The sequence below is a fragment of the Algiphilus sp. genome (genome assembly GCF_965216485.1).
Taxonomy (GTDB): Bacteria; Pseudomonadota; Gammaproteobacteria; order Nevskiales; family Nevskiaceae; genus Algiphilus.
This window is the reverse complement of the sequence record NZ_OZ244162.1, coordinates 919,376-941,522: the sequence shown is the minus strand read 5'-3', so window position 1 is coordinate 941,522 and position 22,147 is coordinate 919,376. Positions and strand designations below refer to the sequence as shown.

At 65.9% G+C, this 22,147-nt stretch carries 21 protein-coding genes and 1 tRNA gene; 8 read left to right on the top strand and 14 right to left on the bottom strand.

What is annotated here, in order from left to right; all coding sequences use genetic code 11:
* Positions 1 to 786: 786 nt before the first annotated feature.
* The 3 genes from ACOOFO_RS04315 to pyrE form a co-directional block, all read right to left on the bottom strand.
* Positions 787 to 1,956, bottom strand: coding sequence for a DUF6607 family protein (locus tag ACOOFO_RS04315; RefSeq protein WP_420428430.1), 1,170 nt, complete (start codon positions 1,954 to 1,956; stop codon positions 787 to 789).
* A 94-nt stretch (positions 1,957 to 2,050) separates the two neighbouring features.
* Positions 2,051 to 2,728 (bottom strand): PAQR family membrane homeostasis protein TrhA, encoded by a 678-nt coding sequence (gene trhA, locus ACOOFO_RS04310; RefSeq protein ID WP_420428429.1) that lies wholly within the window; start codon positions 2,726 to 2,728, stop codon positions 2,051 to 2,053.
* Between the two features lie 48 nt (positions 2,729 to 2,776).
* Entirely contained in the window at positions 2,777 to 3,418 is a 642-nt protein-coding gene (pyrE, locus tag ACOOFO_RS04305; RefSeq protein ID WP_420428428.1) for an orotate phosphoribosyltransferase, read from the bottom strand.
* 59 nt (positions 3,419 to 3,477) lie between these two features.
* Here pyrE and ACOOFO_RS04300 point away from each other — a divergent pair, with 59 nt between their 5' ends.
* On the top strand, positions 3,478 to 4,275 hold the full coding sequence (locus tag ACOOFO_RS04300; protein ID WP_420428427.1) for an exodeoxyribonuclease III: 798 nt from the start codon (positions 3,478 to 3,480) through the stop codon (positions 4,273 to 4,275).
* Complete coding sequence (locus tag ACOOFO_RS04295; RefSeq protein WP_420428426.1) at positions 4,272 to 5,615, top strand: AmpG family muropeptide MFS transporter; 1,344 nt, start codon at positions 4,272 to 4,274, stop codon at positions 5,613 to 5,615. The genes ACOOFO_RS04300 and ACOOFO_RS04295 overlap by 4 nt, the downstream gene beginning before the upstream one ends.
* On the opposite strand, the gene ACOOFO_RS04290 is transcribed toward ACOOFO_RS04295, so the two are convergent.
* From ACOOFO_RS04290 to thiS, 5 genes are all read right to left on the bottom strand, one after another.
* On the bottom strand, positions 5,612 to 5,914 hold the full coding sequence (locus ACOOFO_RS04290; RefSeq protein ID WP_420428425.1) for a DUF6763 family protein: 303 nt from the start codon (positions 5,912 to 5,914) through the stop codon (positions 5,612 to 5,614). The two genes, ACOOFO_RS04295 and ACOOFO_RS04290, sit on opposite strands and share 4 nt — an antisense overlap.
* Before the next feature lie 199 nt (positions 5,915 to 6,113).
* Complete coding sequence (locus ACOOFO_RS04285) at positions 6,114 to 7,148, bottom strand: NADP(H)-dependent aldo-keto reductase (RefSeq protein WP_420428424.1); 1,035 nt, start codon at positions 7,146 to 7,148, stop codon at positions 6,114 to 6,116.
* Positions 7,123 to 8,034: a phosphoribulokinase gene (locus ACOOFO_RS04280; protein WP_420428423.1), complete on the bottom strand. Its 912-nt coding sequence runs from the start codon at positions 8,032 to 8,034 to the stop codon at positions 7,123 to 7,125. The genes ACOOFO_RS04285 and ACOOFO_RS04280 overlap by 26 nt, the downstream gene beginning before the upstream one ends.
* Positions 8,027 to 8,743 (bottom strand): tRNA (guanosine(46)-N7)-methyltransferase TrmB, encoded by a 717-nt coding sequence (gene trmB, locus ACOOFO_RS04275; RefSeq protein WP_420428422.1) that lies wholly within the window; start codon positions 8,741 to 8,743, stop codon positions 8,027 to 8,029. The genes ACOOFO_RS04280 and trmB overlap by 8 nt, the downstream gene beginning before the upstream one ends.
* Positions 8,740 to 9,732 (bottom strand): sulfur carrier protein ThiS, encoded by a 993-nt coding sequence (thiS, locus tag ACOOFO_RS04270; protein ID WP_420428421.1) that lies wholly within the window; start codon positions 9,730 to 9,732, stop codon positions 8,740 to 8,742. The genes trmB and thiS overlap by 4 nt, the downstream gene beginning before the upstream one ends.
* Before the next feature lie 131 nt (positions 9,733 to 9,863).
* Between thiS and ACOOFO_RS04265 the strand changes: the two genes are divergently transcribed.
* Together ACOOFO_RS04265 and ACOOFO_RS04260 are read left to right on the top strand one after the other, a co-directional pair.
* Positions 9,864 to 9,937 (top strand) — tRNA-Gly (locus ACOOFO_RS04265).
* Positions 9,938 to 10,146: 209 nt separating this feature from the next.
* Positions 10,147 to 10,722, top strand: a complete 576-nt coding sequence (locus tag ACOOFO_RS04260; protein ID WP_420428420.1) for an HNH endonuclease — start codon at positions 10,147 to 10,149, stop codon at positions 10,720 to 10,722.
* A gap of 10 nt (positions 10,723 to 10,732) precedes the next feature.
* Here ACOOFO_RS04260 and ACOOFO_RS04255 read toward each other — a convergent pair whose 3' ends face one another.
* The gene (locus ACOOFO_RS04255) at positions 10,733 to 11,686 is read right to left on the bottom strand and encodes a MerR family transcriptional regulator (protein ID WP_420428419.1); all 954 of its coding nucleotides are present in this window, start codon (positions 11,684 to 11,686) and stop codon (positions 10,733 to 10,735) included.
* Between the two features lie 174 nt (positions 11,687 to 11,860).
* On the opposite strand from ACOOFO_RS04255, the gene ACOOFO_RS04250 reads away from it, so the two are divergent.
* Positions 11,861 to 12,280 carry a DUF3429 domain-containing protein gene (locus ACOOFO_RS04250; protein ID WP_420428418.1) on the top strand — a complete coding sequence of 140 codons (420 nt, stop codon included), beginning with the start codon at positions 11,861 to 11,863 and terminating at the stop codon, positions 12,278 to 12,280.
* On the opposite strand, the gene ACOOFO_RS04245 is transcribed toward ACOOFO_RS04250, so the two are convergent.
* From ACOOFO_RS04245 to ACOOFO_RS04235, 3 genes are read right to left on the bottom strand one after another with little or no spacing between them, the layout of a single operon-like run.
* Positions 12,253 to 13,209, bottom strand: a complete 957-nt coding sequence (locus ACOOFO_RS04245) for an NAD(P)/FAD-dependent oxidoreductase (protein WP_420428417.1) — start codon at positions 13,207 to 13,209, stop codon at positions 12,253 to 12,255. The genes ACOOFO_RS04250 and ACOOFO_RS04245 overlap by 28 nt on opposite strands.
* 4 nt (positions 13,210 to 13,213) lie before the next feature.
* On the bottom strand, positions 13,214 to 14,110 hold the full coding sequence (locus ACOOFO_RS04240; RefSeq protein ID WP_420428416.1) for an AEC family transporter: 897 nt from the start codon (positions 14,108 to 14,110) through the stop codon (positions 13,214 to 13,216).
* Complete coding sequence (locus tag ACOOFO_RS04235; RefSeq protein ID WP_420428415.1) at positions 14,107 to 14,802, bottom strand: glutamine amidotransferase; 696 nt, start codon at positions 14,800 to 14,802, stop codon at positions 14,107 to 14,109. The genes ACOOFO_RS04240 and ACOOFO_RS04235 overlap by 4 nt, the downstream gene beginning before the upstream one ends.
* Before the next feature lie 239 nt (positions 14,803 to 15,041).
* Here ACOOFO_RS04235 and ACOOFO_RS04230 point away from each other — a divergent pair, with 239 nt between their 5' ends.
* From ACOOFO_RS04230 to ACOOFO_RS04220, 3 genes are all read left to right on the top strand, one after another.
* On the top strand, positions 15,042 to 15,818 hold the full coding sequence (locus tag ACOOFO_RS04230; protein WP_420428414.1) for a ferredoxin--NADP reductase: 777 nt from the start codon (positions 15,042 to 15,044) through the stop codon (positions 15,816 to 15,818).
* A gap of 128 nt (positions 15,819 to 15,946) precedes the next feature.
* The gene (locus tag ACOOFO_RS04225) at positions 15,947 to 16,402 is read left to right on the top strand and encodes a hypothetical protein (protein ID WP_420428413.1); all 456 of its coding nucleotides are present in this window, start codon (positions 15,947 to 15,949) and stop codon (positions 16,400 to 16,402) included.
* Between the two features lie 93 nt (positions 16,403 to 16,495).
* Positions 16,496 to 19,825, top strand: a complete 3,330-nt coding sequence (locus tag ACOOFO_RS04220; RefSeq protein ID WP_420428412.1) for an ATP-binding protein — start codon at positions 16,496 to 16,498, stop codon at positions 19,823 to 19,825.
* On the opposite strand, the gene ACOOFO_RS04215 is transcribed toward ACOOFO_RS04220, so the two are convergent.
* Together ACOOFO_RS04215 and ACOOFO_RS04210 are read right to left on the bottom strand one after the other, a co-directional pair.
* Positions 19,822 to 21,123, bottom strand: coding sequence for a DsbA family protein (locus tag ACOOFO_RS04215; RefSeq protein WP_420428411.1), 1,302 nt, complete (start codon positions 21,121 to 21,123; stop codon positions 19,822 to 19,824). The two genes, ACOOFO_RS04220 and ACOOFO_RS04215, sit on opposite strands and share 4 nt — an antisense overlap.
* Complete coding sequence (locus ACOOFO_RS04210) at positions 21,120 to 22,145, bottom strand: glutathione S-transferase family protein (protein WP_420428410.1); 1,026 nt, start codon at positions 22,143 to 22,145, stop codon at positions 21,120 to 21,122. The genes ACOOFO_RS04215 and ACOOFO_RS04210 overlap by 4 nt, the downstream gene beginning before the upstream one ends.
* Between the last annotated feature and the right edge of the window lie 2 nt (positions 22,146 to 22,147).

Here is a 22,147-nt window from a genome sequence, read left to right as displayed (position 1 = left end):
GCTCCACCCTCATCCCACCCCTTCTCCCGCCAGCGGGAGAAGGGCTTCGTCTTTGCTTAGTGACTGCGGGTCCGCTGTCACCGAAGTGCCAGTGGCACTTCGCAGCGCGCCGAACGCTCGGGCCAAGGAGGGCCCGAGCCGGAGTCACTTGACGAAGACAGGATGTCCGAGTGTAGTGACTGCGGCAGCCAACGACGCAAGTAGCCTCAGGGCACCCGCCGCAAGCCGTTCACGCGGCTCCACCCTCATCCCAACCCTTCTCCCGCCAGCGGGAGAAGGGTTTCGTCTTTGCTTAGTGACTGCGGGTCCGCTGTCACCGAAGTGCCAGTGGCACTTCGCAGCGCGCCGAACGCTCGGGCCAAGGAGGGCCCGAGCCGGAGTCACTTGACGAAGACAGGATGTCCGAGTGTAGTGACTGCGGCGCCCGACGACGCAAGTAGCCTCGGTACCCCCGCCACAAGCCGCTTACGCGACTCCACCCTCATCCCAACCCTTCTCCCGCCAGCGGGAGAAGGGCTTCGTCTTTGCTTAGTGACTGCGGGTCCGCTGTCACCGAAGTGCCAGTGGCACTTCGCAGCGCGCCGAACGCTCGGGCCAAGGAGGGCCCGAGCCGGAGTCACTTGACGAAGACAGGATGTCCGAGTGTAGTGACTGCGGCGCCCGACGACGCAAGTAGCCTCGGTACCCCCGCCACAAGCCGCTTACGCGACTCCACCCTCATCCCAACCCTTCTCCCGCCAGCGGGAGAAGGGCTTCGTCTTTGCTTAGTGACTGCGACAGCCCCCGCTAGTATCCCGCCCCCTTTTGCGGCTTCTCTGCGAGATAGCCATCGATGGTGTCACGCACGAAAGCGGCATTCGCTTCCGAAGCGTAGTCCGCGCCATCGGCGATCTCGCTAGCGCGCCGGAACAGCGGCAGAAACAGCGATGCCTGGTCGGACTGCGCCTTCAGGTGCAGTGACTCGTTATCGGCCAGCAGGCGATCCCAATAGTCACGCACCTGCCCCCAGAAGGCGGCGGTCGCCTCCAGGTAGGCGTCACCCTCGGAAAAGTCGTAGTCCTTGATGCGGTCATAGCGCGCAATGCCGTACTCCGTGGCGAGGCGTTGCGTGATGCGATCGAGCGACGGCACCACCACTTTCTCGTTGCGCTGTTCGTGCACCCAGCCCGTCGGAAGGATGGTCTGGCGGTTGATCCCGACCAGGGCATCGTAGTCGTCACGTACCGAGTACTCACGCCGCGGCAGCGGGCGCCAGGTCTGTCCACCTTGCCAGGTGGAGTATTCGTCTTCGTGCTGCCATGCGCCCCAGGCCGCATAGCGCGGTGAGTCATCCACCTGCCAGACGGTCTGCAGCCATTGCCCGGCTCGCGCCTTCTTGCTGCGCTGTGTGCGCTGCCAGGTATTTGCACCGCGATAGGTATGGGCCTCAGGAGCCTCAAAGTGCCAGTCCTGGCGCCAGTGCTTGTTGATGAAGGGGCCGCGCACCTCGCCCTCGTCATCGATGATTGACATTACCAGCAGATGCTGCAGCGAGATGAAGTCGCCTTCGTCCGCAATCACGTAGACGTATTCCGTTCCCCAGCTCTGGTATGGCGCGGTCGGCGTGTAGTCTGCCGGATAGCCCACGACTTCCAGGAAGTCGAAACTGGCCCGGTAGCCCCCGGCCATGGCAAGGATGGCGCGCCGATCGCGCTCGAACTTGGACAGGTCTTCGGCCTGCAGCCGCTGGAAGGCCTCCGTCGTTTCGGTGACCCGCGTCACGGGCGGCCCTTGGGTAGTGCCGCCGCGCGGCTTGAGTGCATCCTCCGCCGCGTAGGGCCATGAGAAGGTATAGCGACCGCCATTGGCTTCCTCGGACGCCATCTGGGCTGACACGTTGCCGTGCACTGCGGCCAGTCCAATCAAGACGGCAAGAAGGCTGTGTTGCGCCACGCGCACCGCACGACACGATGTCATGGATCACCTGTTTGTTTACTGGGACTCAGGCTCGGAGAGTGGCGCCAAGGCAGGGTGTGCTGCAACTGCGTTCGCCCGCGTCAAGCCATTGCAGCTAAGCGCGGGGAATCACATACAGCAACACCGCAAAGTAGTGCAGCACGCTGCCTGCCAGGACGAACAGATGCCAGATCGCATGGTGATAGCGCAGCCGCTTCATGGCATAGAACACCACACCGCCGGTATAGGCCAGCCCGCCCGCCAGCAGCAGCCATAAGCCGGGCAGAGGCAATGCCTCGAGCATTGGCTGCGCGGCGACCACACCGCACCACCCCATGGCGACATAAATGATCAGCGACAGCGCCTCGAAGCGCCCGGTGTAGAACAGCTTGAAGGCCACACCCAGGGCGGCAAGCCCCCATACGATGCCGAACAGGGACCAGCCCCAAGGCCCGGCCAGGGTGATCAGGGTGAAGGGCGTATAGGTTCCGGCGATGAGCAGATAGATCGACGCATGATCGATCACGCGCAGCACGGACTTGGTCTGCGGCAAGGGGATGCTGTGATACAGCGTGGAGGCGGTGTACAGAAGAATCAGCGTGCTGCCGAAGACGGCCGCGGCCACGATTTCGGTCGGACCGCCGTGCAGGGCAGCAAAGGCCACCAGCACGCAGAGACCGACGATGGACGCCACCACCCCCAGGCCGTGCGTCACGCTGTGGGCAATCTCCTCGCCCAGGCTGTAGAGGCCGTGGTGGGAGTGCTCGGATCGGGAAGGCGAAGGCTCGTTCATGGCTCCATCATGCAGCACGCAGCCGCTGCACCGTCGCGACGTCCACGATCAGATGCCGTAGCGCGCCTGGTAATCGCGCATCTGCGCGAGTGCTTCGGGGGCGATGCCAGCATCACGCAGATGCGCCATGACCTCGTTGACGGTGACCAGCGGCACCACGCGCAGGCCGAGTTCCTGCTCGGCTTCCTGCACCGCCGAGGCAGCACCTGCCCCGCGCTCCTGGCGATCCAGCGCGATCATCGCGGCCACCGGCTCGGCGCCCTCGCTGCGCAGCAATTCCACCGACTGGCGCAGTGCCGTGCCCGCCGTCAGCACGTCATCCACGATGACCACCCGCTGGCCGCGCGGTGCCGCCCCCACCAACTGCCCCCCCTCGCCGTGGTCCTTCACTTCCTTGCGGTTGTAGGCGAACTGCAGATCCACGCCCTGCCCCGCCAGCGCGGTGGCCACGGTGGCCGCCAACGGAATGCCCTTGTAGGCCGGACCGAACAGCAGATCCGCCTCCAGGGCGGCGTCGCGATAGGCGGCGGCATAGGCTTCGGCCAGCCGCGCCAGTGCGCCGCCCGAGGCAATGGCACCGAGATTGAAGAAATAGGGGCTGATGCGCCCCGATTTCAGTGCAAATTCCCCGAAACGCAGGACCTCGGCGTCGAGCGCGAGGCGGATGAAATCGGTCTGGTAGGGCTTCATGCGGCCTTCCTGGCTGAGAGTGGATACACTGCCGGGCCGCATTTTCGCTAAAAAGTGCCGTGCGCATCGTCACCCTCAACTGCAACGGATTGCGCGCGAGTGCGCGCAAAGGTCTCTTCGACTGGCTGCCGGAATCCGGCACCGATGTTCTCTGCCTGCAGGAAACCCGCATCACGCAGGAACAGTTCGACGCCCAGCCCGAATTCCGCCCCGACGGCTGGCACATTGCGCTCAACCCGGCCAGCCGCGCCGGCTACAGCGGCGTCGGGCTGTACATGCGCAGCGCGCCGGACCAGGTCCTCGACCAACTGGGAGACGCCACCTTCGATGACGAGGGCCGCTACCTGGAAGCGCGCTACGGCAATCTGTCCGTGGTCAGCCTGTATCTGCCCTCCGGCTCCTCCAAGCAGGAACGGCAGGACGAGAAATACCGTGTGCTCGACTGGCTCACCCCCATCCTGCGCGACTGGCACGCCTCGGGGCGGGACTACATCGTCTGCGGCGACGTCAACATTGCCCACCGCGAGATCGATCTGAAGAACTGGCGCAGCAACCGCAAGAATTCCGGCTTTCTACCGGAGGAGCGCGCCTGGCTGGATACGGTCTTCGATGAATTGGGCTGGGTGGACGCCTTCCGCAGCCTCTATCCGGACGAGGCCGACGAGGGCTACACCTGGTGGTCACAGCGCGGTCGGGCACGCGAGAACAACGTCGGATGGCGCATCGACTACCAGATCTGCACCCCGGGCATCGCGGGTCTACTGCAGGCGATGCGGGTGTACAAGGACCAGAAGCTGTCCGACCACGCGCCACTGATCGGCGACTACGCGGCACCGGCGCTGCGGAGCGCTGCTTGAGGCAGCCCGGGACGGCAGGCTGGCGCGCAGCGCTCTCCGTCTATGCGCATCCGCGCGTCATCGGCATGGCCCTGCTGGGCTTTTCCGCAGGACTCCCGCTGCTACTGGTGGGCGGCACATTCTCCGCCTGGCTGAGCGATCTTGGCGTCTCGCGAACCGATATCGGCTTTCTGTCCTGGGTCGGACTCGCGCACAGCCTGAAGATCTTCTGGGCACCGCTGGTCGACCGTCTTCCTATCCCGCTGTTCACCCGTCTGCTGGGCAAGCGCCGCGGCTGGATGCTGCTCACCCAACTCGGTATCGCGGGCGCGTTGCTGGGCATGAGCCTGGTCGATCCGAGCAATGCGCTGGCGCTGGTGGCGGCACTGGCGGTACTGACCGCCTTTGCTTCGGCCACGCAGGACATCGCCATCGACGCCTACCGCATCGAGGCGGTGCCGGACACCATGCAGGGCGCGATGGCCTCGACCTATGTCTTCGGCTACCGCGTCGCGCTGCTGGCCGCAGGGGCCGGCGCCCTGCACCTGGCCGAGATCGGCGATTGGTCCCTCGCCTACGGCGGCATGGCGGCGCTCATGCTGGTCGGCATCGGCTGCACGCTGATCGTGCGCGAGCCCGAGGTCGCGCGCGACGCCAACAGCGAAGCGCTGGAGCAGCGGGTGGTCGACTTTCTCGACCGCACCCACCACACCGGCTGGCAACGCGATCTGCGCGCCTGGTTCATCGGCGCCGTGGTCTGCCCCTTTGCCGAGTTCTTTGCACGCTATCGCTGGCATGCCGCCGCCATCCTGGTGCTGATCGGGACCTTCCGTATCAGCGACATCTTCATGGGCGTCATGGCCAACCCCTTCTACCTCGACCTGGGCTTCAGCAAGGGGGAGATCGCCAATATCGCCGCCGCCTTCGGGCTGGCGGTCACGCTCAGCGGCGCCGCCATGGGGGGACTGCTGGTGGCCCGCTTCGGCATTCCGCGCGTTTTGCTCGGAGCTGCGGTGATGGCGCCGGTGACCAACTTGGTCTTCGTCTGGCTGGCCGGCCTTGGCCCCGAGCGCTATGGATTGATCGCGACCATCGTCGCCGACAACCTCACCGGCGGGGTGGCCATCGCCGTGTTCATTGCCTTCCTGTCATCCCTGACGCGGGTGGGTTACACCGCCACGCAGTACGCGCTGTTCAGTTCGTTGATGACCCTGCCGGGCCAGGTGGCGGGCGGCTTCAGCGGCGCGCTGGTCGACAGCATCGGCTACGCCGGGATGTTTCTGTGCTCCGCCGCCCTTGGACTGCCTGCGGTCGCCCTGGCTGCCTGGTACTGGCGACGCGAGCGGCAGGCTGTGGGCTAGTTCAATCGCTGATCGAGAATGTCGAGCGCGCTGTCCCAGCGCCCGGCGCGCGGCACATCCGATACGCCGTCGTCGACCTCCTCGCGGGTGCACCCCATGGCACCGGTCCAGTCCTCGGGCGGGGCGATCGGCTGCGCGCGCAGTTCCATCCAGGCGTCGAAGTCGAATTCCTCGAGCTCTCCGTCGAAGTGCTGCACCAGCACGACCTCGTTGTCGACATCGATTCCGATGACCTCAACCGGGCCCTGGCCCATCTCGTACCACTGACCAACCGCGAGATCGCGCATCCAGTCCGCCATACGTACCTCCACTCGACACGGCGAGAAGAGCGTGTCGATTTCTGTCGGTCTTTCCGTTATAGACCCGAGCTGGGCATGGCGCAACCGGGCTGCAGCAGAATGCAGACAAACGGCTGAATCCGCCGGGATTAGAGCCAGCGCGGCCCCGATACCCGGTTCACCCAGGCGTCACGGAGCCCCAAAACGCGGCGCGCCGTGCTCATGGACAGGGGTTCGGATAACGCTGATGAATGGCTTCGATACCCTTCAGTACCTTGGCGTCCAGCGACAGCTTGTGGCTGTCGATGTTGCGCTTGAGCTGCTCCATCGTGGTCGCGCCGATGATGTTGGAGGCGACGAAGCCACGCGAGTTGACGAAGGCCAGCGCCATCTGCGCCGGGTCCAGCCGATGCGCCTGCGCCAGTTCGACGTAGGCACGGGTGGCGGCCTCGGCGATCTCGCCGTTGTAGCGCGAAAACCGCTCGAACAGCGTGATGCGCGCCCCTTCCGGTCGCTGGCCGTCCAGGTACTTGCCAGACAGCACGCCAAAGGCCAGCGGGGAATAGGCGAGCAGGCCGACACCCTCGCGATAGGAGAACTCGGACAGGCCGATCTCGTAGCTGCGATTGAGCAGGTTGTACGGATTCTGGATCGACACCACGCGCGGCCAGCCGTGGATCTCCGCCAGCCGCAGGTATTCGGCCAGCCCCCAAGGGGTCTCATTGGAAATACCGATGTAGCGCACCTTGCCGGCCTCGACCAGCTCGGCCAGGGTGCCCAGCGTTTCGCTGATCTCGGCGACGTCTTCTTCCTCGCGGTGCTGATAGCCGAGCTTGCCGAAGAAGTTGGTGGCGCGATCGGGCCAGTGCACCTGATACAGGTCGAGATAGTCGGTCTGCAGGCGCTGCAGGCTGTCTTCGCAGGCTTCCACGATCTGCTGCCGGGTCAGGCGTGGGCCGCCGCGAATCCAGTGCATCTGGCTGCGCCCGGTGACCTTGCTCGCCAGCACGATATCCTCGCGCCCGCCGCGGCGTGCCAGCCAATTGCCGATGATGCTTTCCGTCGCGCCCTGGGTCTCGTCGCGCGGCGCCACCGGATACATCTCAGCGGTATCGATGAAGTTGATGCCCCTATCCAGCGCATAGTCAAGCTGCTCGAAGGCCTCGGCCTCGGTGTTCTGTTCGCCCCAGGTCATCGTACCGAGGCAGATATGGCTGACTTCCAGATCGCTATGTGCTAGCTGACGGTATTCCACGCGATGCTCCTAAGGCTTGTGCGCGGCGCGCGGCGAGCTGCTCCACCGCCGGCCGCAGGATGAGTTCGATGGCCAATGGCTGCTGGGGCCCCGGCACCACAATGGTGTCCGAGCGGGTGGCGAAGGCACCCGGAATGCGCGCAAGCCATTCGGCGAAGTCGGGCCGTGTACGACTGCCCTCGGCAAAGCGGACCACCACCACGCTTTCCTCGGCACTCGGAATATCGGCACGCATGAAGGGATTGGCCACATCCACCAGCGGTACCCGCTGGAAATTGATGTCGGTACGCGAGAACTGGGGGGAAATGTAGTTCACGTAATCCGGCATGCGGCGCAGGATCGTGCGCGTGACTTCCTCCGGGTCGTGCCCCCGCTCGCCGGTATCGCGGCGGATCTTCTGGATCCACTCAAGATTGACGATGGGCGCCACGCCGATCAGCAGGTCGACGTGCTGGGCAATGTTCAGCTCGTTGGTCACCACGCCGCCGTGCAGGCCCTCATAGACCAGCATGTCGCTGTCCGGCGGCAGCGGCTCCCAGGGCGTGAAGGTACCCACCGGCTGCCCGGCTTCAATGGCTTCCGCCTCGGTGTGCAGATAGCGGCGCGTCTTGCCGGTGCCGTTGCGGCCGTAGTTGGCGAACAGCGCCTCCAGCTTGTCGAGCAGGTTTGCCTGTGGCCCGAAGTGCGAGAAATTTTCACCACGAATGCGTGCCCGCGACACCGCCGCCTGCATGTGTTCGCGGTCATACGCGTGGAAGGCATCGCCTTCGACGAAGGCGATGTGCAGATCCAGCTGATGCGCGACGCGTTCGAACACCTGCATGAAGGTGCTCGTCCCGGCACCGCTCGACCCGGTGACGGCGATGACAGGATGGCGTTCAGACACGGCGATAGGCCAGATCGAAGACGCTGTGACCGCGCCGGAGGCCGCGTTCCTCGAAGCGCGTCGGCGGGCGCATGGCCGAGCGCGGCGCGTAGCCGCGTCCCGCCGGCGCCGCATTGCGCAACGCCGGAACCGCCTCAAGCACCTCAAGCATATGCTCGGCGTAGTCGGCCCAGTCGGTGGCCAGCAGCAGGTTGCCGCCAGGGGCGATGCGCTCGACCAGGGTGGCCACAAAGGCCGGCTGCACGAGACGGCGCTTGTGGTGACGCTTCTTGGGCCACGGGTCGGGGAACTCGATGATCGCGGTCTCGATGCTGGCCGACGGCATGGCCTCGATGAACTCGACCGCGTCGGTACAGGCCACGCGCAGATTGTCGATGCCGGCCTGCGCGGCACGCAGCATCAGACCGCCGACCCCGGGGCGATGGACTTCAATGCCCAGCACGTTACGCGCCGGATCCTGTTGCGCGCGCCACAGCGTCGCCTCGCCGCTACCGAAACCGATCTCCAGCGTCAGCGGTGCCGGCTGCACAAAGCGCGCCTGCACCTGCCCCGCGTCGCTCAGCTTTACACCGTAGCGCGGCCACAGACGCTCTAGCGCATCGGCCTGCGCGGGCGTCATGCGGCCCTCGCGCCTCACGAAGCTGCGCACGCGACGTAGCGGTGCCACGGCGTCCGGACGCTCCATGGTGTCGCCGGTAGCGGTGGTCACCGCACGACACCTTCGATGGGTGAAGACGCCGATGCAAAGCGCCGGCGTGGCATGCGGCCGGCGAGAAAGGCGGCGCGGCCAGCCTGCACACCCAGCTTCATGGCATGTGCCATGCCCAGCGGGTCCTTGGCCTCGGCGATGGCGGTATTCATCAGCACGCCGTCGCAGCCGAGTTCCATGGCCACCGCGGCATCGGAGGCCGTCCCGACGCCAGCGTCCACCAGAATCGGTACGTTGGCCTGTTCCAGGATAGTCATCAGGTTGTAGTGGTTCTGGATGCCAAGACCGGAACCGATGGGTGCCGCCAGCGGCATCACCGCCACGCAGCCTGCCTCTTCCAGCCGTCGGCACATGACCGGATCGTCACTGGTGTAGGCCATGACCTCGAAGCCCTCTGCTACCAGCGTTTCGGCCGCAGCCAGCGTCGCCGGTACGTCCGGATACAGCGTGGTCGGATCCCCGATCACCTCGAGCTTGACCAGGGTGTGCCCGTCCAGCAATTCGCGCGCCAGTCGACAGACCCGGACGGCCTCGTCGGCGGTATAGCACCCTGCCGTGTTGGGCAGGATGGTGAATTCGCTGGGCGGCACAGCGTCGAGCAGATTGGGCGCGTCGGCATCCTGACCAATGTTGGTCCGACGCAGTGCGACAGTCACGATCTCGGCGCCGGAGGCGTCGATGGCGGCTCGGGTCTGTGTCAGGTCCCGGTACTTGCCGGTGCCCACCAACAGACGTGATCCGAAGCTGCGGCCGGCCACGGTCCAGCGGTCCGCGCTCGCGGCCTCTTCGCCGCCGCCGATCGCGCGCACGACTTCGACGGTGTCGCCCGCCTGCAGTTGAACCTGTTGATAGGCGGTCCGCGCGACGATATCGCCGTTGTGTTCGACCACTACGCGCTGGGCACCCAAGCCGAGATCATCGAGCAGGGCAGCGATCGATTGGCCTTCGCGCACCTCGCGCGAATCGCCATTGAGGACTATTGCGACCATTGGCACGAAATCACTTGGTTTCCGGAAGACAGCGGCGCATCATAACTGAGCACCAGACGCTGCCCGCATGCCGTTGACGACGCAATGGTCATCAGGCACACGGTAGAATGCACAGCTGGTGACCGCGATTGGCGGGTGTAGTTCAATGGTAGAACCTCAGCTTCCCAAGCTGATGACGTGGGTTCGATTCCCATCACCCGCTCCAGCGCGCGCCAAGGTCTGGCGCCCCGCTATCCTGATCAGCAGCACACGCTCAACGTCGCGCGCGCCCCGACGGCTGCTTGTCGTCTCCACCCGTGGCACCCCCTTTTTCATAGAAGCGTCATTGGCGCTGGGCAGCATATTGACAATGCCCGGCGGTTATCCCTCCGAGCACGGGATCAGCTACGATGACCGCAGGAGAAAGGCAAGGCCATGGCGATACCGGCGATCCTCAAACTTGATGCCGGCGGTTTGCCGGTCGGTTGGATCAACTGGCAGACCGCCGCAACCTTGTACGCCCGCGAACGCGTTTGCTGGGAGGCGGGGCAGGAGCGTTTTGCCATCCGCGGCGGTGTCAACGCACTGGGCGTGCGTTCCTGCTTTGAGATCGGCTCCATCATTGCGGTTGCGGACCGCTCCCGGCGGTTCGAGAAAGGCGTGCCATTGCTCAACAACCGCACGCTCTTCCAGCGCGACGAAAATCTTTGTCTCTACTGCGGCAACCAGTTTCCTACCACGCAACTGACCCGCGACCACGTGGTGCCAGTGTCGCGCGGTGGCGCCAATGTCTGGGAGAACTGCGTCACAGCCTGTCGGAGATGTAATCAGGCAAAGGATGACCGTACACCCGAGCAGGCCGGCATGAAACTGCTCGCGATCCCGTTCACGCCCAATCTGGCGGAATATCTGATTCTGCAGAATCGCCGCATCCTGGCCGACCAGATGGAGTTCCTGCGCAGCTTCGCGCAGAGCGGCCAGCGCGAGCGGGCCTCGCGCCGGCCGTCCTGACCACGGCGCGTCAGTCGCGCACGCGGCGCAGTGATTCCAGATCGCGGTCGAAGGAGACCAGATCCTTCGGAATGATGGCGCCAATCTGATCCAGCGAGCGGCGATAGCCGTCCACCGCGGCGCCGCCCGCGAAGACCGGCGTTCCAGGCGCGAGCTGCGAGCGCAGCCGCAGCAGCTGTGCCGGCAGGCGCGGGTCATCCGCCGGATAACTGATCGACAGCGCCACCGCGCGAGCCCGCGTCACATCCGCGGCGAAGGCAATCTCGTCGGCCGGAAGGCTAGGCCCCAGAAACATGACGCGCCATCCCGCGCGGGCGGCGGTCACCGCCACCATCATGGCGCCGATTTCATGCGTCTGATGCGAGGGCGTGGTGACCAGCAGCACGGGCCCATCGCTCACCGTCATCGCCTGCGACAGCACATCGCCCAGGAAGGACCGCAGATGGGCCGACACAAAGTGCTCATGACAGGCCCGCATGCGCCCCATGCGCCAGCGATCTCCGATGGCCACCATCAATGGCTTGATGACTTCTTCCATGACCACGGGCGTGGAGTGCAGCGCCGTGGCGCGCTCCATGATCTGCACGAACTGCACACCGTCGAGCCGGGCGGTGGCATCCAGCGCCAGCTTCACCAGCGCCTCGGGAGTAGGTGCTTCCAGCTCGGGCGGCTGCACCACCGGCCGCGAAGTCGGAATGCCTTCATCCTTGAGCAGCTGGCTCAGTTTGTCGTCTTCAAGTCCTGCCACGTCACTGATCCGCCAGCCCGCCTCGGTAACTCGCCGCAGCAGACTGAGACGATTGACCTCTTCATCGGAATACAGCCGACGCGCCGTGCCCGAACGTTTCGGCGCCACCGCCTGATAGCGCTTTTCCCAGGCCCGGATGACGTGGGTGGACAGGCCGCTGCGACGGGCCGCCACCTGAATGGGGTGCTGAGACAAAACCTGATCCGTCTGATTCATTGCTGCCTCTTCATCGTTTATCTGCGTTCTAGTGCGGTAAATGTAGAGAGTTCGTGTTAGACATGTCGCACTTGTCTCAGCCTGTCTCAGTTTGTCTTATGACACAAGCAGAATACGCACGCGGGCAGGGGCGGACCTCTAGACTGTGCATCCCTCCAAGCGTCCTATACGTGTATGCGCCTTGTCTGGATTCTCGGCCTTGCAGGACTGATTCCCATGGCTGCGGGTGCCTTCGCCCCAGCGCTGCCTCCAGCCATGGCGGTCCCGCTTCAGGCAGCCGCGCTGAGCTACGGAGCGATCATTGCCGCCTTCATGGCCGGTACGCATTGGGGGCTGGCGCTGTATGCCCCCGGCGACGCCGCACCCGACGGACGTCTCCTGCTCGCCATTGTCGCGGCACTGGCGGCGTGGGGCATCACCTTCCTGTCCAAGACACCGGCGGGACTGGCGCTCACCGCCCTCTTCGCCGCCCTCTTTTGCATGGATGCCTGGATGGCACGCCGCGGACTGCACGCCATCGACTATTGGCGGCTGCGCCAGATCCTGAGTGCCGGGGCCGCGCTCAGCTACTTTGGAATCGCGGTGTCGCCCTGAGGAAAGCGGCCGGTGGTGGTGAGTACGGCCGCCGCCACCGCCTCGGCAGAACGAAAGGCGCATTCCACACCGTCGCCCAGGCAATAGTCACCGGCGAAGAAAATTGGCGCCTGTGGGCTGGCGAGATAGCCGGGACCTTCTAGCGGACGCGTGACACGCGCGTAGCGCCACCGGTGCGTGGCTACATGCATGGCATCGCGATGCCCCATTCCGACTATGCCCTGGAACGCGTCCCACAGGATGGACTGCACCCAGTCCGCCGACGCCTCAAGGTGGGCTGTACTCCACGCCGAATCGGCGTGCGCCACCCAGCACTCCCCGGTGTGCCCGCGACCCGGCTTGGTGGTTTCACGAATGACCTGAGCCAGTGGCTGCGGCACCGCCCCCACGGCCTTCGGCGGCCGGCGCAGACCGACCATCAGGGTCCAGCAGGGGGCATAGTGCACCTGGCGCAGTGACGCGATGCAGTCGGGTGCGGCTCTGTCTGCCAATTCCGCCGCCTGCGGCGCAGGCGCCGTGATCACCACGCGGTCGAAATGCCCCAGCGACTGATGCTGAGCATCCCACAGCTCGCCCTCGGAGGACACGGCAGCCACATGCGTGGCGCGACGCACCTCAAGCGGACGCGCCAGCCAGCGACCGATGGCCGACATGCCGCCCACGCCGGTCCAGTGCTGGATCCCGCCAAGCTCCACCGGCGCGCATACGTCACATTGATGCCATCGCGCCAGAGTGGCATTCCAGCCCGCATCATTCATTCGGAAGCCCGGCACGCCATGATCGAAGCAACCCGACGCATGCCGACGCGTGGCCATGCGCCCCCCGAAGCCACGCCCCTTGTCGAACAACACGACCGGCTCGCCCGCAGCCTGCAACAAGCGGCCGGCAACCAGGCCGCAGGGCCCGGCGCCAATGATTGCCGTGCTCATCGGGCTACATCATCCAGTGAATGAAGGGCACAGAGGCCAGCGACAGCACGATTCCATAACCCACCACGCGATTGGCAAGCACGGGGGCGAGGCCATACTGCTGCGCCAGAATGCCGGCCGTGATCATGGGTGCCATACCCGCCTGCATGACGGTGACCGCGGCCACTGTGGCATCGGGGGCGATCCAAAGGGTCACCGCGAGCACCATGAGCGGTGCCAGCACAAGCTTCCAGGCCAGCCCCCCGGCAACGCGCGAAGCATCCTCGCGACGCATGCGCAACTGCAGTTGCAGCCCCACCGAAAACAACGCCAGCGGCGTCAGCGTATCCCCGAGGCGACCAAGCACCCCGCGCACGGTTTCGCTGAGCTCGATGCCGCCGGCAACCAACAGGCCCGCGACGACGAGGGCGATAAAGGCGGGAAAGGTCACGACTCGACGCAGCATCTGACGCGGCGCCACGTGCGTTCCCGCGTACCACGCCGCAGCGAACAGCCCAAGCGTGGACAGCAGCAGGAAACTCCCCAGCTGATCGGCCACCACGGCGATACCGAGGCCCGTCTCGCCGCGCAAGGCCTCGATCAAGGGATAGCCGATGAAGGAGGTATTGCCGAGACCACAGGTGAGCACCAGCGCACCAATCTCCCCACGCTGCCAGCCCGCCACGCGCCCAAGGAGCGCGACGTACAGCCACGCGCCGCCAAAAACCAGCCACATGGCCACGGCAGGCCACAGCAGGCTTGCCGACCACTGCAACTGCGTGATCTGCACCAGCACCAGCGCCGGGAGTGCGATGTTCAGCACCCACCAGTTGAAAGCGGCAACCAGTCCCGCTGGATGGGGCAGGCGCGCCACCAGCACGCCCGCCGCCAGGCAGGCGGCAACCAGCAGCAGAGCACTCACCGTGCCGCGTCCAGCCAGGGGCCGAAAATGCGGTGCGCAGCGTGCTCCAGCGCCGCACCGTGTTGCGCGGTCTGCGCGCGCAGCTCGGCCGGCGACAGTCCCATGTGTCCGAGCTGGCTGCGATGGCCAATGAGCCATTGCTCCATTGCCCGCGGCGTGATTTCCAGATGGAACTGCAAGCCGAGAATGGCGTGATCGGCCATCGAAAAGGCCTGGTTGGGAACCTGTGGCGTTGCTGCCAGTCGTCGGGCATTGCGCGGCACATCAAAGGTATCGCCGTGCCAGTGCAATACCGGCAGATTCTGGAGCGGAGCCAGCGGCGCATCCGCGGCGATGCCCTCGAGCGCCCACCAGCCAACGTGCTGACGCCCGGTGGCGCGCACCTGCGCGCCCAGCGCGGCGGCCATGAGCTGCGCGCCGAGACAGATACCCAGCGTGGGCAGACCGTGCGACAGCCGACGGCGCAGGCCCGCAAGCTCCTCATTGATACAGGGATAGTCCGCCGCATCGTTGACCCCGATCGGCCCGCCAAGCACGACCACGGGGTCCACAGTGTCCCAGGCGAAGCCGTCTCTGGGCAGGTCGACGGCCTCGGTGTACTGCGCGTTGAAGCCGCGCGCATGCGCGAGTGCTTCGAGACTGCCGAGGTCCTCGAAGGCGACATGGCGGATGGCGTGCAGGCAGCGGGTCATGCGTCCTCGAAATCGGGTGGCAAAGAACAAAGCGGCATTTCAAAAGTCAGATGACGTACCGAAAGCGCGCGCCATGATAGCGACGCGCGGCCGTGCAGGCCCCACGGCGACTCGGCTTCAGGCTCGCATATCTGGCAAGGGTGCGCGATGCGACGCCACGACCTCGTCTAGACGGGGGATTGAATTGCGATCCATTCCCATACAATATAAGACTTAAGCATTACGCCGAAAATTATCCAATGAATAAGTTCTTAAACGCAGAAGTACTCGACGTCCGTCACTGGAACGACGGCCTGTTCAGTTTCACCACCACGCGTGATCCGAGCCTGCGTTTCGAAAACGGGCAATTTCTGATGGTCGGCCTGCCAGTCGACGGCAAGCCGCTGATGCGCGCCTACTCCGTCGCCAGCGCCAACTGGGAGGACACCCTGGAGTTCTTCAGCATCAAGGTGCCTGACGGCCCTCTGACCTCACGCCTGCAGCACCTGGAGCCCGGCGACGAAATCCTGCTCAGCAAAAAGCCCACCGGCACTCTGCTGATCGACGATCTGCACCCGGGTGAGAATCTGTATCTGCTTGCCACCGGTACCGGGCTCGCCCCCTTCCTGTCGATCATCAAGGACCCGCGCACCTACGAACGCTTCAACCATGTGGTGCTCTGCCATGGCGTGCGCCACGTCGCCGACCTGGCCTATCGCGACTACCTGGAGCACGACCTGCGCGAGCATGAGTTGCTGGGCGACATCATCCGCGAGCAGTTCCACTACTTCCCCACCGTGACCCGCGAAGCCTTCAAGCACGAAGGCCGCCTCACCCAGCATCTGACCGACGGGACCATTCAGCGCGAGTTGGGCCTATCGCCACTGGATCCGGAGAACGACCGCGCCATGATCTGCGGCGGCCCAAGCATGCTCGCCGAGTTCCGCGACATCCTGGACGAGCGCGGCTTCCAGCAGTCCAAGCACATCGGCGACGTCGGTCAGTACGTCTTCGAACGCGCTTTCGTGGAGCACTAGCTCCCAGCAAAAAGAAGACGCGGCAGCACGCGACCCGCAGCCAAAACTGCGGGTCTCTTTTTGCGCTTTGTTTGCATATGCGAACGATTCGCATTACTGTTCCGAGACCACCCAGGAACAGGTACCCCATGCATTTCCTCTGCCCCACGCACCGCAATGCATTGTTGAGCGAACCGGCCGAAACCATCACCGCCACCTGGTTCGACTGGATGGCCAGCGCCGGATCCCACTATGAACTCCGTCGCTGGCGCGAGGCCATTCCCTACGTGGGATGCGCCTTCGATCTGCTGGCGGCGGCGCTGCGCGAGGGCATCGTCGATCCGCGACTCGGTGTCACCAAGGTCACCCTCTCCGGCATCTATCTCGCGGAAAGCTTCACGCAGTACGGCGAGCACGAGAAGGCGCGCTTCGCGCTGGGCTGCACCGTCCGCCGGCTCGCCCCCGCCATGGACGGCCCGGCTGCGCAATGGGCGCAGCAGTGCCTGCAAACTCTGGTCGACACCCGGCAACACGGCGCCTTCTTTCGCCGCTTCATGAATCTGCCCTTCGACGAGCCACCCCTGCAGCGCGCCGTCCTCCACTAGCGCGTCGCGGCCTAGACATCTCGACTACGCCGTTGGGGCATGTCAGGCTAGCGCGGTGACGGCACGGCGCCGTCGCCACCGGCGGAGTCGCTGATGCAGTGTCCCTCCTGCGACCAGAACAATGCGGAAGACGCGCGCTACTGCCTGCAATGCGGCGGCGCTCTGCAAGCTGCCTGCCCGCAGTGCGGACACCACAACCCGCCGCAGGCGCGTTTCTGCAACCAGTGCGGCAACCGCCTGCAGACCACATCGGCCGACAAGGCGCACAGGGACTACACGCCGCGCCATCTGGCCGAACAGGTGCTGACCTCGCGCAGCGCGCTGGAGGGGGAACGCAAGACCGTTACCGTACTGTTTGCCGACCTGCGCGGCTCCACCGCCGCGGCGGAAGCGGTGGACGACGAGCAATGGCATCACATCCTCGACCGCTGCTTCGAACTGCTCGGCAGCGCGGTGCATCGCTACGAGGGCACGGTCAACCAATACACCGGCGACGGCATCATGGCGCTGTTCGGCGCACCCATCGCGCACGAGGACCATGCCCTGCGCGCCTGCCGCGCCGCCCTCGACATCCAGGCCGCCTTCCGCCGCTTTGCGGACGGTCTGCGCCTGTCCAGCGGCCTCAATCTCGGCCTGCGCATGGGCATGCATTCCGGCGCAGTGGTGGTCGGCAAGATTGGCGACGATCTGCGCATGGACTACACCGCCAAGGGGCAGACCGTGCACCTGGCCGCGCGCATGGAGCAGATTGCCGAGTCCGGTCGCATCTATCTGACCCGCGACACCGCACAGCAGGTCGAGGGCTATGTCCGGCTGCGCGATCTCGGCGCCATGACGGTCAAGGGGCTGAGTACACCCGTCGGCGTCTACGAGCTCGAAGGTCTGGGGCGGCTGCATTCCCGGCTGGAACGGGCGCGCCAGCGCGGCCTGTCGCGCTTCATTGGACGCCAGGCGGAGCGCCAACGCCTGGAACAGGCCTTGACCGACGCCCAGCGCGGCGATGGCGGCGTCGTTGCGGTCACCGGAGAAGCGGGCATTGGCAAGAGCCGACTCTGCTGGGAGCTTCAGGAAGATGCCGCCGCGCGCGACATCCCGGTCTACACCAGCGCCTGCGTGCCCTACGCCGCGGCCCTGCCGATGTACCCGGTGCTGGCCTTGCTGAGAAGCCTGTTCGGCATCGATGACAGCGACAGTCCGGCGGAGCAGCGGCGCAAGATCGCCGGCACCTACGCCATGCATGGGCACCAGTGCCGCGAGAGCATGCGCCTTCTGTTCGAACTGCTCGACGTCGCCGAGCGCGACGCCGCGCCCTCGACCATCCCGCCCGAACGCCGCCAGGAACACCTGCTGGCGCTGGCGCGTGCGCTGCTCACCGAAGGGACACAGACGCGCCTGCTGGTGGTCGAGGATGTGCACTGGGCCGATCGCGCCAGCCAGCAGTTCTTTGCGGAATTGGCGCAGGCCATCCCCAACAGCCCGACGCTGATGCTGCTCAACTACCGCGCCGGCGAAGGCGTCGACTGGCTCCCCTTCCCGCCGCGCGCGCAGCTTCATCTCGAGGCCCTGTCGGCGGAGGAAATGCACGCGCTGACCACTGAACTGCTGGGCGACACCGCCGAGCTGACCCCCATCGCCCAGCGCCTGGCCCAGCAGGCGGCGGGCAATCCTCTGTTTGTAGAAGAGGCGGCGCGCAGCCTCGTCGAGCAGGGCTATCTGGAGGGCGAGGCCGGTGCGTACCACCTGCGTGAAGCGGCCCCGGAAATCGTGATTCCGGATACCGTCCAGGCGTTGCTGGCGGCGCGCATCGACCGCCTGCCCGACACGGACAAGACCCTGCTTTCACACGCAGCCGTCATCGGCAAGGATTTCTGCAAGGAGCAGCTCGCCGAGTTGCTGGACTGGCCCGAAACGGCCATCGACCGTGCCATGGACCGTCTCGAGCAAGGCGGCTTCATGCGCGCCGGCAACGCGGACGACGAATGGCATTTCCGGCACCCCCTTACCCAGGAAGTGGCCTATCGCGCCCAGCTGCGCGAAAAGCGCAGCGCCATCCACGCGCGTCTGGCCAGTCTCATCGAAGCCAAAGTGGCGCCCGAGGGCATGGACGAACGCAGCCTGCTGCTGGCGCATCACTGGCACTGTGCCGAAGCGCCTCTGAAGGCGCTGCACTGGCAGATTCAAGCGGCGGTCTACGAGGGCACGGTGCGTGCCTCCAGCGACGCCATGACCCGCTATCGCAGGGCCGCAGAACAGGCCGACGCCATTGCGCCTGGAGCAGAACGCGACCGCCTTGCCGCCATCGCCCGCGCCGGTATCGTGCGCACGGCCTCCCTGCTGCGCATCCCGCCCGGCGAGAGTGCCAAGGCCTACGAGGAAGGCCTGGCACTGGCACGTCGTCACGACGATCAACCGGTACTCGCGGAGCTGCTGATTGCCGGCGCCAGCCTCGAACTGCAACAGGGCGATGCCGACGTCGCCGTGGCGCAGGCGCGACAGGCGCTGGAGATCGCCTTCCGCATGCAGCGAGCGGATCTGGTCGCTCGCTTTCGCATTCCGATCCTGCTGGCCTTCTTTGCGGCCGGGCGTCTGGAAGAAGCCATCAGCGTGCTCAACGAACCGGGCAAGCCACCTTGGTATGAGGGCCCCGTCCACGAGGGCAATTTCCTCTCGCGGGCCTTTCGGGCGCTCATCCTCATCAATCAAGGTGCGCTGGACGAAGCACAACGTGAACTACGGCAGGCCATTGCCGTCGAGGGTGAGACCGGGCATACCGTCAGCTGGATGCACGGCACCCTGGTTGAGATCGCGCGCATTACCGAACAGCCCGCAATGGCGATGCGCGAAGCACGCATCGCTGTGGAGCGCGCCGAACGCTTTGGCAGCCCCTTCTTCCTGGCCTTCGCCTACCGGGCATTGGGCGTGGCACTTGGCCTGCAGGGACAGTGGCAGGAGGCAGCCCAAACTCTTGAAGCGCATCGCGACAAGGTGGCTTCTGGCGAGGCTGCCCACCAGTTCGAGGCCCTGCATCTGGCCGATCTTGCCCAAGCCTATCTGCACCTTGAACGCGTGGAGGATGCACGTGCCACTGCCGAACAGGCGCTGTCTTCCGCGCAGCAGACGCACACGCGCACCTGGGAGTGTCGTGTACGCTGGATCTACGCGAAAATCCTGCTCGCCGTCGACGATCATGCCGGTGCGCAGCACCAACTGGATGCCCTCGACGCCCTCGTGGAGACGACCGGCGCCACGCTCTTCGTGCCGCTCAGCCAGTGCCTGCGCGCACAGTTGCCGGATGTGGACCCCACACAGCGCCACGCGTTGCTGCGCAGTGCGGTGGCGCAATTCCGTGCCTTTGGCGCAGAAGACCATGCCAACGTGCTGCAACGCGAGCTGGAGGACGTAGCGTCTCCGCTCGTCTCCTAGACACCCGCCGCCACACGGCGACGTGCCTCCTCAACCAGCCACCAGCGGTCCTGACCCCAGGTGACCAGCGGGCCATAGCGGAAACTGGGCACCCCCCAGAGGCCCGCCGCGAACAGCGCCTGCCGGTTCGCTTCCGCCTGCGTCAGGTCCATGCCGTCGTCGAGCTTGGCGCGTACTGTCGCCCAGTCCATGCCGGACGCCTCGCTCACCGCACGCAGACCGGCGTCGGTCGCCACATCCACCCCCTGCGACCAGATGGCCCGCGATGCCGACACCAGCAGCGCCAACTGCTGCGTGGTGCCGCCGGCCAGGGTGAAGCTGGTCAGGCAGCGCTCCGCCCCCGCCCCTACCGGGTCGGCCACCAGACCGAAGGGCAGGCCGCGGCGCTGCGCCTCGCGGTACGTGTCGCGCACGATGTACATCCGTTTGCGCGCGGGCACCTTGAGGCCCCGCATCACCATTGGCAGCACCGGCCGCACATGCATCGGCCCCGGCCAATCCGCCTGCGCCCGCTGCACATCCACCGCTGCCAGGTAGGAATAGGGACTGCGGAAGCTGTAGAAGAACTCCAGCGGTGCCTGTGCCGACAGGCCTTCCGGAAGGCGCGCGGCTTCCGGCTGGCAACGCAGCAGTGGGCTCTCGCCCTGCAGCAGGCCGGCTTCGCGCAACGCCGCCTCCAGATGCGCCATGCGGTCCACACCCCAGTACCAGACCCCATTGAACTGCCACATGCCAGGCAGGTAGTGCCCCAGGCGCGCGCGGCGACGGCCATTCTCCGCCAGTCGCTGGGCCACCGCGTCCGCATCCGGACTGGGATCCGGCACTGCGATGGCCTCGCCACGAAACAGCGCCTGCGCGATGCCGGGCTCCACCTCGGCGAAGCGGCCGGCCTCGGCGGCCTGCAGCAGCGTCGCTGCCGCTCTCTGACGCGAGGGTGCATCCGGCAGTACCGCCTGAGCCGGGAAGGACAACCCGTAGGCCGGCGCCACCATGCCAGCGTCGTCCAGCGCGCACTGCCGCTGCTTGTCGGCCTCGGGATAAAGCGCCTCCTCGGGCGCACCCACCACGCGAATCACCACCGGGCAGCGCAGCCGCTCGCCGAGCGCCGGCAACAATTGCGCGGCAAGATGGCTGTGCGGGTCACCTGGCTCATAGTAGAGCTCCAAGGTCGGCGGGCGCCCGCGCAGCGCGTCGAGACCGAAGCCGCGCGCACGCAGCCGGTGGATAGAATTCTGGTGGCGGATCAGCCAGTGCGCGACATGCGCCTTCAGCGGCGGCCGGGGTTGCTGGGCACTCATGCCGCACTCCCCTCGGCCAGCATGGGCAGGCAGCCCGTGGCCTCCAGCACCGGCGACCAATGCACCCGATCGGGTTCGGAGAGAGCGGCAAAGCCGGCACGCAGGCTGCGCAGGCATTTCACCTGATAGCCGAAGGGAGCCTGCTCGAATTGGCCACCGCGAATCGGTACCGTCACCGTCTCGCTGCCCTGTGCCATGGCGGCGTCATTGGCCACGAGAAAGGGCAGATAGTCGGTACCGACAAGCTCCAGCAGGCCGCGCAGCACGGCACTGGGCGCGTCTCCGGTGGGGTGCCATTGGCCCTCTACGCCAGAGGCGTCGTCCATCATCCGCAGCCAGACATCCAGTCGCGGCGCGCGCTGGCGCACGATGGCCTGCGGCGTTGGATCGGTGGCGAGCATCTTGAGCTGCCCGTAGAGCGCGAAATCGGCGAGCGAGGGCCGCGAGCCGAAGAGATAGGCCGCGCCGTGCAGTTGGCCTTCGAGCACGTCGAGCAAGGCCGCGAAGCTGGCTTCCAGCAGCGGGGCGTTATTTTCGGTGCAACCCACCATCGCCATGCGCCCGACCTGGCGCTGGCGGATGTATTCCATGGCCTGTGCGCGGCGCGTGTCACTGGCACCGGGTTGATGCTCGTCAACGATCCAGGCCTGTGCGAAATCGGCGTCCGCCGCGTAGAACCAGCGGTAGTGGAACATGATCTTGGTCAGCCATTCATCCGCGAAATCCTCGATGAGCTGGCAGACGAAGGCGTCGCCGGGATCGTCGGGGATGACCGATCGCGCGCTGTGTCGCGCCTCCAGGGCGTAGGCCAGCGGCGTCGAGTCGACCCGATACTCGGCACTGTCCGGAAAGCGCAGCATGGGCACGAGCTGCGGCTTGACGTGGGCGATCTCGGATTCGATGGCCGCAGTGCGCGGCACCCAGTCGTGCGGGATGCGGCGATAGCGCATCAGCGCACGCAGCTTGTTGGAGTACGGGGAGGGCGTGCTCCCGATCAGGCGATAGCGATTCTGCGTGGACATGG